Source organism: Erwinia sp. CGal63 (assembly GCF_037026505.1).
Classification (GTDB): domain Bacteria; phylum Pseudomonadota; class Gammaproteobacteria; order Enterobacterales; family Enterobacteriaceae; genus Erwinia.
In genome coordinates, this window is the sequence record NZ_JAKUMN010000005.1 from 111,672 (window position 1) to 126,253 (window position 14,582).

Below are 14,582 nucleotides of genomic sequence, written 5' to 3' on the forward strand. Positions count from 1 at the left end.
GAAAGCTACTGACCGATTAAGCGTTTTCCGATGGGCTTCGAAGGTTATTTAAAGTCCGCGTAGGGCGTCAGCGGCTGCGGCGGCATATCAAGATCGCCTTCCCAGCCCGCCATCGAATAGCGCAGATAAAGCATGCCGTGGCTTGGCGTATAGTCTTTCGCCTGCTGGATATCCATGCCCAAACCCAGCGTCCAGTGCGCGCTGAGCCGCCGCTCCACCACCGCCTGCAGCGTATAGCCGAAGCCGCTGCTGCTGCTGCTGTCGCCGCGCGGGTTATCGCTGGTCAGCGCGCCGAAGCTTAGCGGATAGCGCGACTGGCCGCGCGTGCGGGAATGGGACCAGGAAACCGAGCCGCCCAGATCGAATGACCAGTTCTCCGTCCGCTGGCGATAAGTTAACGGCACCGACAGCGAGTTATAGCTCTGTGGACTGTAGTAACCGCCCTGGCCGAGCGAATAGTCGCTTAAGTCCTGCGCGTAGTGCCACAGCATACCGTTGAGGCCGATGGTCGCCCGTCGGTTGTTCTCGTTAATCAGCTTGTAGTAATAACCCGCCATCAGCCGCTCGCGGGAGTTGTCCTTGACGTTTTCGCCGGTGATCTGGTGCGCGCTGATATCGGCCCAGACGCCGTGCGCGCCGCCCTGGTCATAGCTCAGGCCAACCGCGCCGCCGGTGGCGACCACGCCGCCCCAGGTTTTGCCGCTGGCGGTATTGGGATCGCGCGCGCCCGCATAGGCCAGCAGCGAGCTGGAGATGGGACGACGGGAAGCGGTCAGCGAAACGCCCAGATCCTTCACGCTGGTGTTCCAGGTAAAGCCGCCGACCCAGTTGGTGACTTCGAAGCCCAGCGGCGTGGTGCCGATATCCGCCGACCATTTGTCGCTGTTGTAGCCGACGCCGACGCTGGTGCCGTTCTGGTGCTGGCGAAAGTCGCGGTTACAGGTCGCATCGTCGTTGGCGCAGGTGCCGTAGTTTTCGTCGATATTGCCGAGGCTGTTGCGCGAGAAGGTGCCTGCCGAGATATCGACGTTATCCAACCGCAGCCAGCCTTTGCCCTGGCCGAACGGCGTTTCCGCCTGCATCATCGTCGTGTGCGCGGTGAAATCGGAGACGCCGCCGGTGCCTTTGTTGCGGGCGTAATCCTCTTCCAGCGTCAGGACGGTGTCCTGCTGGCGCGCCAGATCGGCCGCCTCGCTGCGGATGCCGCGCTTCAGCCAGTCGTCCCGCTCGTCGTTGCGCGTCAGCCGCGTATACTCTTCCGTGCTCTGCGGCGGCGCGGCGGCGATGCCGCTGGCGACCATCGCCTGGCGATAGTCATACTGCGCGGCGGCAGGTTGGTTCTGCGCCGCTTCCAGCCGGGCCGCGTCGCGGAATACCAGCGCGCTGCTTTGCGACGGCATCTCCTGCGCTGCCTTCGGCTTAAGCAAGCCATAAAGCGTAGCCGCGCGGGCAGTATCGCCGACGCTTTGCGCCGCGTTAGCTACGCGTCTTCCTGTATTTACGCTCTCTTCCGCTATGGCTGGCGGTAGCGCCTGAAGCCGCGCTTTCGCCGCAGGCAGATCTTTCAGCGCCACCAGCGCTTCGATTTCGCCCAGCCGCGCGTCGTTGTTCTGCGGCTCTTTTTCGCTGACGTCACGATAGCGCGCCAGCGCCTGTTCCGCGTCGCCGCGCTCCAGCGCCCAGTCCGCTTCGGTCAGCGTGATGCGGCTGGAAGGCGGCAACTGGCCAAGCAGCGCGATGGCCTGGCTCTCCTGACCGCTGGCACGCAGCTGGTCGGCGCGGGCGATAACCCTGTCCGTTTCCAGCCGGGCGGTCAGCTCTTTGATATTTTGATCCTGCTTCTCTGCGGGCAGCGTGTGCAGCTGCCGCAGCGCTTCTTCGGCGCGATCGCTGCCGGAAAGATAGAGCGCGTAGGCGTAAACCTGCGTTGGCGCGCCTGGCTGGCGCTGCGCCATCGCCGCCATTTGCCGATCTGCCGCCTGCGGCTGGCCCGCCTGACGCAGCGCGCCCGCCAGCCGGTAGTTCAGCCAGACATCGTCCGGCGCGCCCTGCTGCGCCTGGCGGTACTGTTCCGCCGCCTGCGCCCAGCGTCCGGCCGCCGCCTGTTTATCGCCTTCCGCGCTCAGCGTGCTGCTGCGCAGGCTGACCAGCGTCGCGCCCAGCGATCGTTTTTGCGCGGCGGGCAGGCCGTTGATAAAGGCCAGCGCTTTTTCCGGCGACTGCTGCTGGTAAAGGTTCACTAACCGCTGCGTTGCCGTGGCGTTGCCCGGATCGATCTGGCGTGCCCGACGGAACAGCGATTCTGCCGCCTGCGAATTTTTCTGCGCCAGCGCCACGTCGCCCAGGCCGATTAGCGCGTAGCCGTCGGTGTTATCCAGGCTTTGCGCCTGTTGATAGCTGCGCGTCGCGCCGCGAATATCGCCCGCCGCCAGCGCTTTGTCGCCTGCGGCAATCGCCAGCCAGTAGCGGTTGGACTTGAGCAGGCTTTGCCATTTGCCGATATCCGTGCCCTGGGCGTCGGCCGCCACGGCCCGCTGAAAATAGCCGTCTGCCTCTTCACGCTGGTTGGCGCGCGCCAGCGCCTGGCCCATCGCGCCCAGCAGATCGGCATCGTTCGGACTGGCCTTCAGCGCCGCCCGCAGCGCGGGAATAGCCGCCGTGCTTTCGCCCTTGTCGATCAGCGCCAGACCGCGCAGCCGCTGCTGATAAGCGGGATCGGCCAGCATCTTTTCCTGCCGCGCCAGCTCAAGCTGCCCGTCCGCCTGGGGTTTATCGCTGGTGAAGGTCTGCAGATAGGTTTTCAGCTGCGCCACGGTTTCCGGCGTCACCGGCTGCGATTTGATATCGCTCAGCCACAGCTCGGCCGCCTGCGTGCGGCCAGCGGGTTCGTTAGCCACTTCCTGCAGCTGTTTCACTGCCGCCGCGCGGTTGTCCTGGCTCAGCTGCAGCTGCGCAATGGCCATTTTAACGTTGATGCTGCCCGGCGCGTCGCGATCCAGCGTCTCCAGCTGCTTCAGCGCTTCAGGCTGCTGGTCAGGCAAACGAGCCACCAGCCGCCAGTACTCCAGCGCGATATCGTTGGAAGGGAAAACGCCGTGAAACAGCTTGTCCCAGGCGGCGCGCGCCTCCGGCAGACGCCCGGAAGCGGCCAGCAGCCTCGCCTGCTGGAATTGCTGTCGGCCTTCGTCGGAGATCAGCACCAGGCTGGCTTCCGCCTGCCGCGTCGACAGCGCGTCCGGCGCCAGCTTTTTTAGCCGCGCCAGCCTCTCCCGCGCCCGATCCTGCTGACCCATACGCAGATCCTGGCGGATCTGCGCCGCCACAACCTGCGGATTGTCCGGCGCGATTTTCTCCAGACGATAGAGCGACTGGCTGACCAGATCGAACTTATTGGTCGCCTCGCCAACGCGCACCTGCTGCAGCAGCCAGTCGAGCGGCGCGACTTCCGCCGCCTGAGCCGCCACGCAGCCCAGCGGCAGCAGCAGCGCGGGAGCAATCCAGCGCGGGCTCACTACAGATCGTCCTCATCGCCCAGGCGACGACGGCTGACAGCGCGCATCAGTCGCCACAGCAGCAGTGCGAACAGCACCACCACTATCGCGGCGAACAGCGCCAGCAGCATCGGATGAGTCGCCAGCGCGTTCCAGACTTTCTCCCACCACGGCAGATGACCGACATACCAGGTATCGCCCACGCGCAGGCTGTTAACGCCGGATTCGCGGATAATCGACGCCGAGCCGAAAATGGCCGCGCGCTTGCCGCTGTCGATCAAAGCGCCGTTCAGCAGCTGCCAGGCGCGCGGACTGTCCGCCAGCAGCGCCACGACGCTACGCTGATCAAAGAAAGGCGATTTAAAACTGATGATCGCCGCCATCGGGCCGTTCGAGCTGATAGAGGTCTGGCTCTCCGCGTGCATATCCTCAGACGACAGCGGCTGCGTGGAGAAATTATCCTGGCGATTCGGCTTGTTGACCCAGCTTTTCGCCGCGTCCACCAGCAGATTGATTTTACTGTCGTCCTTCAGCTCCTGCGGAATTTCGCCGATCATCAGCAGATCGTCATCCTGTTCTTTCGCCCGGCTCCAGTCATCGGTCATCTGCACTTTCAGCGCCGGATAGCCTGTCTGCGCCGAGATATTACCCAGCGCGTTAAGCAGCGCGCTGACCTTGTCCGCTTCCGGCTGCGGATTGACCAGCACCAGCGTCTGCGCCATGTCGGCGTTGCGGCTGAACGGGAAACCGGCGTTAGCAAAGGCGCGCAGCGAAGGCATCTGCATATAGTGGCGATAGCCGGAGAAATCGATAGTGGAATTTTCGTCAATGACCACATGGTTGGCGACCGGCGTCACGGTTTCGCAGCGTCCTTCATTGGTGGCGCTGTTATAGGTGCCGCCCATAAAGATGCTGGCGTAATCGAAATCGAAGCGTAGCTGATTGACCACGCCCAGGCGCAGCGCCGGAATGGTCAGCTGCGTGCTGCCGTCGGTCAGCCCCTGAATCAGCGGAATGCGCAGCAGCTGTTTGCCGCTATCGTTTTTGCCGGGCAGCGGATAATCCTGCACAAACTGGTTGTTAAGGTGAATCGCCAGCCTGGAGCCGTCATCCTGCATCGGCGTGGTGTAGCGGTAATTGATATTCATATCGATGCCGCGCGCGCGAACCAGGAAGAGATCCGGCGGCAGCTTCAGCGTTACCGCAATCGGGTTCGGCTGCAGTCCGTCGCTTTGCAGCTGGTCAGCGTACTGCTGCAGCTCGCCAAACGTGGTTGGCCGATCGGTACGCACCCAGTTTGGCGCGTCATACAGTTTGCGCGGCGCCAGCTCTTTGACTTCGTCCACGGTGGCGCTCTGCCCGCGCAGCAGCACGTCGCCCTGCGCGATGCCCTGTACCGCCTTCAACAGATCCTGGTCGTCACGTCCCATAATCAGCAGCATTTTCTCGTAGGGATCCTGCGGCTGATTGACGATGGCGATGGTGGGTTTATCCACCGGCGGCATCGCTTTCAGGAAGTCGGGACGGCGATCGTTGGTGGCGAACACCACCGCATGCTGCTGTTCAGGCAGCTTGTTGTACATCACCGGGAACGACTGGCCGCGCCAGTCCGCTTTGGTGCCGAACCACGAAGCCAGCACGGCGGCGGCTTTCTGCTCGCCCAGATCGGGCGCGCCGGCAAACACCATCGGCAGGATCAGCGGACGGTTGTCGCGCGTATCGAAAAAAGGCTCCGGAAAATGAGAGAGATCGTCCTGCACCGGCAGTTTCTGCAGCGTCAGCGCCAGCGAGCTCTCTTTGCCGATATCCATCCAGACCGCGCTGTTGGCCGGGTTTTCGCACAGGTTAGTGTAGTGGCCGACCAGCTCCAGCCGCACGCGGTTGAAATCGCCGATAAAGCGCGGATCGAGCGGCAGCTGTAGCTGACCGGGTTTACCCAGTTGCTCCTGGGTTATCGGCACCAGGCCGACCATTTCATCATTAAGATAGACTTTGAGATGCGAGATCGACGGCAGCAGCGAAGGCGAAGGCAGATAGCTCAGATTCAGCACCGCTTTAGTCACCACCTCGTCGCTGCGCACGCCAAATTCAATCTGCCCCTGCGTGCGCGTGCCGGTCAGTTTAAAAGTGCCCGGCGGCGGCGCAATCTGCGCGAAGGTCTGCGTCACTTCGCGTACAGGCGCGGCGGGATCGACGTTCACCGGCGCGGCGGGCGCGTCAGATGCGGCCATCGGCAGCGGCGCGGCGTCGGGCGCCGCATGGGTTAGCGGCATAACGCCCATCAAAACAGCAGTGAACCAGCGTAGTTTTCTCGTCATCGTTTCATCATCAACTTTGCGTCAGCGAGCGGCGGGATCGGGTCGTCCCACGCCCTTCGGGAAAAATGAGGCTACCCAGCCGGTAAAGCGCGTCAGCCCGGCAAAAAAGCCACGCAGCGGTTGCGGCCCGTACTCGGCCAGCCGCAGGTAGCCTTTAAAGCCCAGCACCATGATATCGGCGAAGCTTTGCATCGGTTTGTCTTCGGGAAAACCGTCCTGCCACAGCGCCCAGGTGTCGGCGCGGGCAAAGGTGCACTGAATAAATTCGATATGCTGTTCGGTAGTCAGCTCGTGCAGACGAATACCGGCGCGGCGGCCAAAGGTGCGCTGCACGAAGCAGGGGAAGCTGAACTCCTGCTGGCCGCGCCGCAGCAGCAGCCAGACCTTCTCATTCTCTTTCAGCTGATTCTCTTCGCGCAGCTCCAGGCCGACGCCGCCGTCGGAGTAATCGCGCAGCGTACAAGGCAGCATATGGCCATCCTCGCGGGCCAGCGCCGCAGGCATGGCAATCTCTACCCTGTGCGCCTCGCGAAGCTGACGAGCCTCTACGGAAACCGCCACCGCGCCGCCGAGAATAATCATGTTGTAAATCACCCAGACCACGCTGACCAATACCGTCAGGATCTCATTCGGCGGGCCGTAGTTCAGGCGCCAGATGGCGGCGATAATCCCGGCGACGTTGATCAACACCAGAAACATATAGGGCCGCGTAATCACCCAGTCGAGATGCTGCTCTTCGACCAGGCCGCCTTTCGCCGTAACGTTGAATTTGCCCTTGTGCGGATTGAACAGCGCCACCGTGGTCGGCCGCGCGATATACCAGGCGAGCACCGTTTCATACACCTCGCTCCAGAACGAGTGTCGCCAGCGCCCCTGAATACGCGAGTTGGTCAGGCTGGTATGGAGCATATGCGGCAGCACGAAGATGGCGATCGCCAGCGCTGGCGCATAGATGATGTAGGCGTGGAACAGCAGGAAAGCCAGCGGCGCCAGCAGGAAGATCAGCCGGGGAATGCCGGACAAAAAGTGCAGCATGGCGTTGGCGTAGCAGAGACGCTGCACCAGTTTTAGCCCTTTGCCCATCAGCGGGTTATCCAGCCGGAAGATCTGCACCATGCCGCGCGCCCAGCGAATACGCTGGCCGATATGGGCGGAAAGGCTCTCCGTCGCCAGCCCGGCGGCCTGGGGAATGCGGATATAGGCCGAGGTGTAGCCTTTACGGTGCAGACGCAGCGAGGTATGCGCGTCTTCGGTAACGGTATCCACCGCGATGCCGCCGATTTCGTCCAGCGCGGTACGTCGGATCACCGCGCAGGAGCCGCAGAAAAACGCCGCGTCCCAGATATCGTTGCCGTCCTGCACCAGCCCGTAGAACAGCGTGCCTTCGTTCGGCGTCCGGCGGAAACGGCCCAGGTTGCGTTCAAAAGGATCGGGCGAGAAGAAATGGTGCGGCGTCTGCAGCATCGCCAGCTTTGGATCTTTAACGAACCAGCCCAGCGTTATCTGTAAAAACGAACGCGTCGGCACGTGGTCGCAGTCAAAAATCGAGACGAACTCGCTGCGGCAGTGCGTACGCAGCGCGTGGTTGATATTGCCCGCTTTGGCATGTTCGTGCGTCGGCCGCGCGATATAGTTCACGCCGATTTTTTCCGCGAAGGCGCGGAACTCCGGCCGGTTGCCGTCATCCAGCACGTAGACGTTGAGCTTGTCCTTCGGCCAGTCGATGCCCAGCGCGGCGTACAGCGTCGGTTTAACCACGCTCAGCGGCTCGTTGTAGGTCGGCACCAGCAGATCCACCGTCGGCCAGCTGCTGATATCTTCCGGCATGGAGACCGGCGGCCGGTTCAGCGGCCACAGCGTCTGGAAATAGCCCAGAATCAACACCACCCACGCGTAGGTTTCCGCCCCGATTAGCAGCACGCCAAAGGTCAGACTCAGCGGATCGTCCCAGTTCAGCGTCGAGGTGTAGCGCCACCAGAGATAGCGGCAGGAGATGGTCAGCGACAGCACGATCAGCATCATGGTCGATAATCGGCCAGGAACGCGCCGCACCACCATCGCCACGCCCCACAGCAGCACCACAAAGATAAACTGCGTCATGAGATCGAACGGCTGTGAAATACAGAGGATCGCCAGCGCTGTCGCCACCACAATCGCCACGGCGAACAGCGCTTTACGCAGCAGCGGCGGCAAACGGCGCAGGCTACGCTCGACCCGCTTTTCCATATCGCGCGCCTCCGCTTTTTCCGGCAGTTTGGCCAGCCAGTTGTAAAAACGCTGGCGCGGCGTGCGCAGGGTATAGCGGCCCGCGCGATCGCTCAGCGAAACGCCGCTAAAAGGGATCACCAGCAGCAGCCACAGCGTCTGCAGCAGATAGCGCAGAATATCTGCCGGACGCGGCCTTTCCGGCGAGATATGCGGATAAAGGCGGCGGCGCTGCGCCTGCACGTGCTGCCAGGCTGGCGTTTCAAAACGCAAAAAAGCCCAGCCGAGCGCCACCCAGAAGCACTGAATAGCGGCGGTCGCGCCGCCGGCGCCGTGCTGGCGGTAGCCGGAATAGCGCTCGCGCAGCGCCGCCGTGGCCGCAGGCATCAACAGCCAGTGCAGCGGCCTCATGCACGCTCCCGCAGATTAATCAGCGCCCAGTTGGCGAAAGTCATCATGCCTTCTGCCGCAAGTGCGTGCGGCCGGTATTCGCCCAGCGGCTGCTTGTTCAGCAGCGCTTCCGCCACCGCTTCATCGCGATGAATCGTTAAAGGGATAAAGTTTTTCAGGCTGTTGACCCACAGCTGGTGCAGATCCTGCTGCGCCTTGCTAACCGGCGAAAACTGATTGAGCAGAAACAGCGAATGCGGCACAAAGGTCTGCTGATGCAGACGCAGATGGCAGTTGGCGTCCGGCGTCGCCACCATTAATACGCGATCGGCCAGCGCCAGCATCGCCCGCGTCCACGGCGTATCGCCAGCCGGCACGTCGAGCAAAATCCAGGGGTAAAGCCGCTTTAACGCTTCGATTTGCGTCGTCCAGAGGTGGCTGTATTTCTCCGGCTGGCGGATAAAATCCATGCGCTCGTCGTCGTTGATCCGCCCTGCCGGAATAAAATCCAGCCCCGGCGCGTAGCGCAGCGCGCTCTGCTGCCACGGTAAGCCGTCAAGGGCCGTGCGCAGCCAGCCGCGCGGCTGGCCGACCGCCATATTGAAGTGCATACGCAGCAGATTATCGGCCGATAAATCGATAGCGATGACCTGTTCACCCAGCCGGTTCAACGCCCAGGCGAAGGCGGCGGTCAATGAAGTCGCTCCGGCGCCGCCTCTGACGCCCTGTAAAGCAATAACCGTCATTACTGCCCCTCGTACTGCGCAGCACCGGCCAGCTCGGCCAGCAGCGGCCAGCGGTTCAGTATCCCGGCCAGCCTTTCCTGGCGATCGATATCGATATAGCGCCAGTTCTGTAGTGAAAAAGCGCGTTCCAGTTGCGCAATATCGTCCTGGGATTCACGCGCCAACGGCAGCGTTTTATCAGCGAGTTGACTCATAGAGATAGCCCCAGAAGGCAGCAAAAAGTCCGCCCCGAGCAAGAAAATTCTTAGGTCGGGTTCAGGTCGGTTTGCTATAAGTTGTAATGTATATTAGCCAGAATACAATGATGCTACTTCATTTTTTAACTGGACTACACTCTAGCCGTAGAATAAGCCGGGTTGCGAAATATCTTATGACATCGCCATTTACGTTAGGATTTGATCAAGTCAGAGATGAGTTGATGCTGATGCAGCCATCGGGATGTTACTGGCTGACGGCCAACCGTCAGGAGGACGCCCGTATTCTGGCGCGTCAGTGCATCGCTGCGCAGCGTTCGGTAACGCTGATCGCGTCAGGCCTGGCGCCGGAAACGCTGCTTTCGCCCGCGCCGGTCGGCGGGCCTGCGGCCATCCCGCTTTTTTCCCTGCCGGAAACCCGTCGGGCGCTGCTCGCTTTCACGAACGATCTGGCTCGCGTGCTTCCGGAAAAACCGCGACTGGTCCTGTTTTTCGCCCCGGCGACGCTGTGGGAAAAACTCAGCCAGGAAGAGCTGCGGCAGTGGACGAAAAGGCTTCAACACTTTCTTGCTGCTAAACCCATCGCGCTGCTAATCATTAGCTTTGGTTCAGTAATCAATACGCTACGTGGTCAGCTGCAGACGCTTTATCGTCATGTGGATGGCCTGGCGCAGCTCGACTGGCAGCAGGACAGCTGGGACTACCGCATTAACTGGTGGGCCAACGGCGGCGGCATGCTGGCAGATCGCGAATTAAGACTGGCCCTGAATATGGACCAGTTTACGCTTCAGGAGCAGGAACAGAGCGCGCCGCTGACGCTGAACGACGAAACGCTCTGGCTGGCGGAGAAATCCGTGCTGGAAGGCGCGCCGCCTTTGTCGAATCAGTGGACGCTGTATGAGGATAACGCGGATCTGCATAATCGCGCGCAGCAGGCGAACGCCGCGACGGTGATTTTCAGCCTGCAGCATAACGATCAGATCCCCACGCTGGCGGAGCAGATTCATAATTTGCGCCGTACGCGCGGCAGCGGCCTGAAAATCGTGGTGCGTGAGATGCGCCCTTCGCTGCGCTACAGCGACGAGCGGCTGCTGCTGGCCTGCGGCGTCAACAGCATTGTGCCGGTCAACGCCACCATGTCGCGCTTTCTGACCATGCTGGAAGGCATCCAGGGCCAGTCCTATAATCGTCATGTCCCGGCCGACCTGCAGGCGCTGATGAAATCGATGCAGCCTTTACAGGCGCGCGGCTACCTGACGCTGCCGGAATTTTGTCAGTCGGTCACGCTGCTGGTGAACAATACGCTACTGCCGGAAAACGGCAAAGGGCTGCTGGTAGCGCTGCGTCCCGTTCCCGAACTGAAACCAGAGCAGGCGCTGACGCTGTGCAAACCGCGCCGTTATGGCGACCTGGTCACGCTGGTGGGCGACAGGCTTTATCTTTTCCTCTCATCCTGCCGCTTCAGCGACCTGAATACCGCGCTGAAGTTTATCTTCCAGCTGCCGCACGATGAGATTTTCTCTAACCGACTGGTATGGCACGAGGATTTGCAGATCCTGTCGGAGGTGCGGCAGATGACCAGCCAGGTGCCGACCGCCTGGCGCGACGCGCCTGTACCGCGGGCGCCGGAGCAAACAGTGGCCGCGCCTGTGGTAACAGAGCGCCGGCAGCCGCAGAACATTATCCTGGGTCAGGATTCACCGGACAATCTGCCATGACGTTAATGGATGGCGTGCAAATCCTGATCCTGCTGGTTCTGCTGCTGCTGCTGCTGAAACCCTTTTACGCCCGCTGGCTGCCCAGGCAGTGGCGGGGCCTGGTGCTGCGGGTTACGCCGCCTCGCGCGCTGAAATATGAAGGCATCTGGCGGCGTAACTCTTCTGAATCGGATAAGTCATGAGTCAATCCAGGATTCGACAACCTGCTGCCTGGCGTGGCCTGGGCGGCTGGAATTTCTATTTTTTGATCAAATTCGCGCTGCTGTGGTTTGGTTACCTTAACTTCCACGCCCTGACCAACCTGGTCTTTCTGGCGTGGCTGCTGCTGCCGCTGCCCAACGAGCGGCTACATCGCTGGCGCAACTGGATCTCGCTGCCTGTCGGCTTTGCGCTGTTCTGGCACGATACTTGGCTGCCCGGCCCGCAGAGCATCGCCAGCGAAGGCAGCCAGCTGGTCGGTTTTTCCGGCGCTTACCTGCTGGATCTGGCTAACCGTTTTATCAACTGGCAAATGGTCGGCGTCGGCTTCGTAATACTGGTGCTCTATCTGTTTATCTCACAGTGGCTACGCGTCTCGGTGCTGGTGTCGCTGATGCTGCTGTGGATCAACGTGGTGAATATGGCCGGGCCCTCTTTTGCGCTACTGCCGACCAAAGAGGCGACGCCGCCGGTGGCGCTTAACACCGCCGCGCAGCCGAATAAGGCCGCTGCCAATGCCAACGCGATGGATCAGTCCGCGCCGCCGACCAGCGCCAATCTGACCGCTTATCTGAACAAGTTTTACGCCAGCGAAAAGCAGCGCGTTACGCATTTTCCCGATTCGCTGCCGGCAGATTCAGCGCCTTTCGATATCCTGGTGATCAATATCTGTTCGCTTGCCTGGTCGGATGTGGACGTCGCGCAGCTGCGCGGCCATCCGCTGTGGAAGCATTTCGATATCGTGCTGAACAACTATAACTCCGCGACCGGCTACAGCGGCCCGGCGGGCATTCGCCTGCTGCGCGCCAGCTGCGGCCAGACCTCGCACAGCGATCTCTACAAGCCGACCGATCGACAGTGTTATCTGTTTGATAACCTGGCTAAGCTGGGCTTTAAAGAGCAGCTGATGATGGATCATACCGGCGTCTTCGGAAACTATCTGCAGGAGCTGCGCGACGATGGCGATCTGCAGGCGCCGCTGATGTCGCAGGCTGGCATCAGTGCTTCCTGGACCTCGTTCGACAGCACGCCGGTATTTAACGACGGCGAGCTGATGCAGCGCTGGCTGGATGACCGACAGAAAAGCGCGGAAGCCCGTACTGCGACTTTCTACAATCTGATCCCGCTGCACGACGGCACGCGCGAGCTGGGCAGCACCAAAACCGCCGCCTGGCAGCCGCGCGCCAAACTGCTGTTCGACCAGCTTGACGCCTTCCTGACCAATCTGGATAAATCGGGTCGCCGCGTGATGGTGATGGTGGTGCCGGAGCATGGCGCGGCGCTGCAGGGCGACAAAATGCAGATGTCCGGCCTGCGCGATATCCCCAGCCCGAGTATTACCCATGTGCCGGTCGGCATTAAGTTTGTCGGCATGAAAGCGCCGCATCAGGGACAGCCGCTCACCGTGGAAGCGCCAACCAGCCTGCTGGCGCTCTCCGATCTGGTTTCCCGCGTGGTGGATGGTCAGGTGTTCAATGCCGCCAACGTCAATATGTCGGTGCTGACCGAGAATCTGCCGCAGACTCAGGTAGTGTCGGAAAACGACAACGCGGTGGTCATGATGTATCAGGGCAAACCCTGGATCAGGCTAAACGGCGGCGACTGGGTCGCTTATCCGCAGTAGCGTGACTGAAGAGGCACCGACCTGGCGTCGGTGCTTTTTTTTCAGGCTCAGCTTATCTTCTTGCCATTTAAATCATAAACCGTGCGCTGCCAGCGGCGATCGGGGCGATTAACGAAGGAAGCCAGCTCCAGCGCTTTAACCGCGCCGCTGATATTGCCATCGGCATCCGTTGTCACCGCGTTCCAGTTAGCGGAGCAGTGCAGGTAGTTGGTCGCCAGCAAAGCTATCTCTTCTGCAGTAAAAGCGACAGCTTCCCGGCCGTGGCGCACGGCATGACTCAGCGCCAGCGCTTTTTCACACAGCGGCTGCAGCTCTTCCGGCAGTTTCAGCGCCTCTTCGTCAATCTCGCTGAAAACCACGCCCGCCGCCTGCGCGGCGTCGATCATGACCCGTAGGGCCACTTTCGACCAGTCGTTACGCACGATGCGTCGCAGCACCACAGCCGCGCCGCTGCGTTTTTGCAGCATACCGTAGCGATCGGCGGGCATACGATCGTCAAACCAGGTGCCGATCTCTGTCTCGCCGTTTTCTATATAGGGCGCAATCGTCGGATACGCTTTCATCCTCTCCAGCTCTTCGCTGGCGGCGCGGTAAAGTCTTGTGACGCTATCCGCAGTGGTGAGCGGCACGGTTTCAAACTGCGGACGCGTCAGAAAGCAGGTTTCCTGTTCGACGGCGTGATAGCCGCCGCCGATATCCGAATGCGCGCCCGGCAGAGCGACTTCCGGCCAGGCAGGTTTGACGCTGTTCAGCGCGAAGTTGAAACGGCATTCGTGCTGTGCGGTCAGATGAAAAACCTTTTCGGCCACGCCGGGACGCAGCTCAAGGTTCACATCGCCGGTATGCGCATTATTGGGATTCATGCCGTTAGCCAGCGTGGCGACGGCGGCGACCGTGTCAAAAAGCCCCAGAAAGCGGGTTTTACCGCCCGCCCGCCCGCGGTACTCCACACCTTCCAGCCCACGCTGAATAGCGTCGATAATCTCTTTGTCCTGATTAAATACCCGATTAGCGAAATGGCGTGCGGCCGCCGCGCCGCGGCTGAAGCCGAAAATGTCGAACTGCAGCTCGGCGATAATCAGGCCTGGCCGTCGCAGAACGTAGTCGCGCAGCGCTTCCACCAGTGCGGCGACGGCCTTATCGGTTTTCGCCACTATGCCTCTCTCGCCAGTGCCGAACGCCATATTCAGCGCCTTATCCGCCGCGCCCTGCTCTGTACCGATACCGTCGATATAGAGCCGTTGCTGAACCTGGCCGTCAGGCAGATCGGTGGCGTAGAGCGTGTGGAGCCAGTGAATGTTGCTGTAGTAGCCGAGATGGCTGCCGACGGCTCTGTCGCGCAATCCCAGCGCCTGCTTTGTAGCCTGTGTCCAGGCTACCAGCGCCTCGCCGTCATCCGGCAGAAACTCGCCCACTTCCAGGCTATTGCGGGTATTGAGCGCATTATTGCCCGTACCGTCGAAAAAGAGGCCGAGGGTAAAAGTGACGGCGGATGCTGCGCTCTGGCCGTCCGCAGAAGCGCGCTGTAGCAGGCTCATCTGGGTATCCGGTAATTTTGGGAGCCCCAAGTAAGCCGCTAAAGCTAAAAAAGTACAAAGGTTTTCTGGCGCTATATATTGCCGCTGGCTTTGTAAAAATTGGTATATTATTCAGTTTGTTGAGTATTTGTAGCGATCTGTTGCCAGCAGAGGCGGAACG

General features: G+C 61.1%; 9 protein-coding genes. 3 read left to right on the forward strand and 6 right to left on the reverse strand.

Going from position 1 to position 14,582, the window contains the following annotated elements:
• Nucleotides 1–44: 44 nt before the first annotated feature.
• The 5 genes from bcsC to bcsR are packed head-to-tail and all read right to left on the reverse strand — an operon-like array spanning nucleotide 45 to nucleotide 9,344.
• Nucleotides 45–3,512 carry a cellulose synthase complex outer membrane protein BcsC gene (bcsC, locus tag MKZ79_RS15810; protein ID WP_336143496.1) on the reverse strand — a complete coding sequence of 1,156 codons (3,468 nt, stop codon included), beginning with the start codon at nucleotides 3,510–3,512 and terminating at the stop codon, nucleotides 45–47.
• Entirely contained in the window at nucleotides 3,512–5,809 is a 2,298-nt protein-coding gene (bcsB, locus tag MKZ79_RS15815; protein ID WP_336143497.1) for a cellulose biosynthesis cyclic di-GMP-binding regulatory protein BcsB, read from the reverse strand. The genes bcsC and bcsB overlap by 1 nt, the downstream gene beginning before the upstream one ends.
• A 21-nt stretch (nucleotides 5,810–5,830) precedes the next feature.
• Complete coding sequence (gene bcsA / locus MKZ79_RS15820) at nucleotides 5,831–8,425, reverse strand: UDP-forming cellulose synthase catalytic subunit (RefSeq protein ID WP_336143498.1); 2,595 nt, start codon at nucleotides 8,423–8,425, stop codon at nucleotides 5,831–5,833.
• The gene (gene bcsQ, locus MKZ79_RS15825; protein ID WP_336143499.1) at nucleotides 8,422–9,150 is read right to left on the reverse strand and encodes a cellulose biosynthesis protein BcsQ; all 729 of its coding nucleotides are present in this window, start codon (nucleotides 9,148–9,150) and stop codon (nucleotides 8,422–8,424) included. Before bcsQ ends, bcsA begins: the two co-directional genes overlap by 4 nt.
• The gene (bcsR, locus tag MKZ79_RS15830; protein ID WP_336143500.1) at nucleotides 9,150–9,344 is read right to left on the reverse strand and encodes a cellulose biosynthesis protein BcsR; all 195 of its coding nucleotides are present in this window, start codon (nucleotides 9,342–9,344) and stop codon (nucleotides 9,150–9,152) included. The genes bcsQ and bcsR overlap by 1 nt, the downstream gene beginning before the upstream one ends.
• A gap of 176 nt (nucleotides 9,345–9,520) precedes the next feature.
• Here bcsR and bcsE point away from each other — a divergent pair, with 176 nt between their 5' ends.
• From bcsE to bcsG, 3 genes are read left to right on the forward strand one after another with little or no spacing between them, the layout of a single operon-like run.
• The gene (gene bcsE, locus MKZ79_RS15835) at nucleotides 9,521–11,062 is read left to right on the forward strand and encodes a cellulose biosynthesis protein BcsE (protein WP_336143501.1); all 1,542 of its coding nucleotides are present in this window, start codon (nucleotides 9,521–9,523) and stop codon (nucleotides 11,060–11,062) included.
• A complete protein-coding gene (gene bcsF, locus MKZ79_RS15840; RefSeq protein WP_336143502.1) occupies nucleotides 11,059–11,244 on the forward strand; it encodes a cellulose biosynthesis protein BcsF in 186 nt (61 codons plus the stop codon). Before bcsE ends, bcsF begins: the two co-directional genes overlap by 4 nt.
• Nucleotides 11,241–12,884, forward strand: a complete 1,644-nt coding sequence (gene bcsG / locus MKZ79_RS15845) for a cellulose biosynthesis protein BcsG (protein WP_336143503.1) — start codon at nucleotides 11,241–11,243, stop codon at nucleotides 12,882–12,884. Before bcsF ends, bcsG begins: the two co-directional genes overlap by 4 nt.
• A gap of 47 nt (nucleotides 12,885–12,931) precedes the next feature.
• Here bcsG and MKZ79_RS15850 read toward each other — a convergent pair whose 3' ends face one another.
• A complete protein-coding gene (locus MKZ79_RS15850) occupies nucleotides 12,932–14,422 on the reverse strand; it encodes a T6SS phospholipase effector Tle1-like catalytic domain-containing protein (RefSeq protein ID WP_336143504.1) in 1,491 nt (496 codons plus the stop codon).
• Between the last annotated feature and the right edge of the window lie 160 nt (nucleotides 14,423–14,582).

Bases quoted from the DNA above. Each gene is read 5' to 3' on its own strand.
- bcsR (WP_336143500.1), bottom strand. From the start codon at position 9,344: ATGAGTCAACTCGCTGATAAAACGCTGCCGTTGGCGCGTGAATCCCAG.
- bcsA (WP_336143498.1), bottom strand. From the start codon at position 8,425: ATGAGGCCGCTGCACTGGCTGTTGATGCCTGCGGCCACGGCGGCGCTG.
- bcsE (WP_336143501.1), top strand. From the start codon at position 9,521: ATGACATCGCCATTTACGTTAGGATTTGATCAAGTCAGAGATGAGTTG.
- bcsB (WP_336143497.1), bottom strand. From the start codon at position 5,809: ATGACGAGAAAACTACGCTGGTTCACTGCTGTTTTGATGGGCGTTATG.
- bcsG (WP_336143503.1), top strand. From the start codon at position 11,241: ATGAGTCAATCCAGGATTCGACAACCTGCTGCCTGGCGTGGCCTGGGC.
- MKZ79_RS15850 (WP_336143504.1), bottom strand. From the start codon at position 14,422: ATGAGCCTGCTACAGCGCGCTTCTGCGGACGGCCAGAGCGCAGCATCC.
- bcsQ (WP_336143499.1), bottom strand. From the start codon at position 9,150: ATGACGGTTATTGCTTTACAGGGCGTCAGAGGCGGCGCCGGAGCGACT.
- bcsF (WP_336143502.1), top strand. From the start codon at position 11,059: ATGACGTTAATGGATGGCGTGCAAATCCTGATCCTGCTGGTTCTGCTG.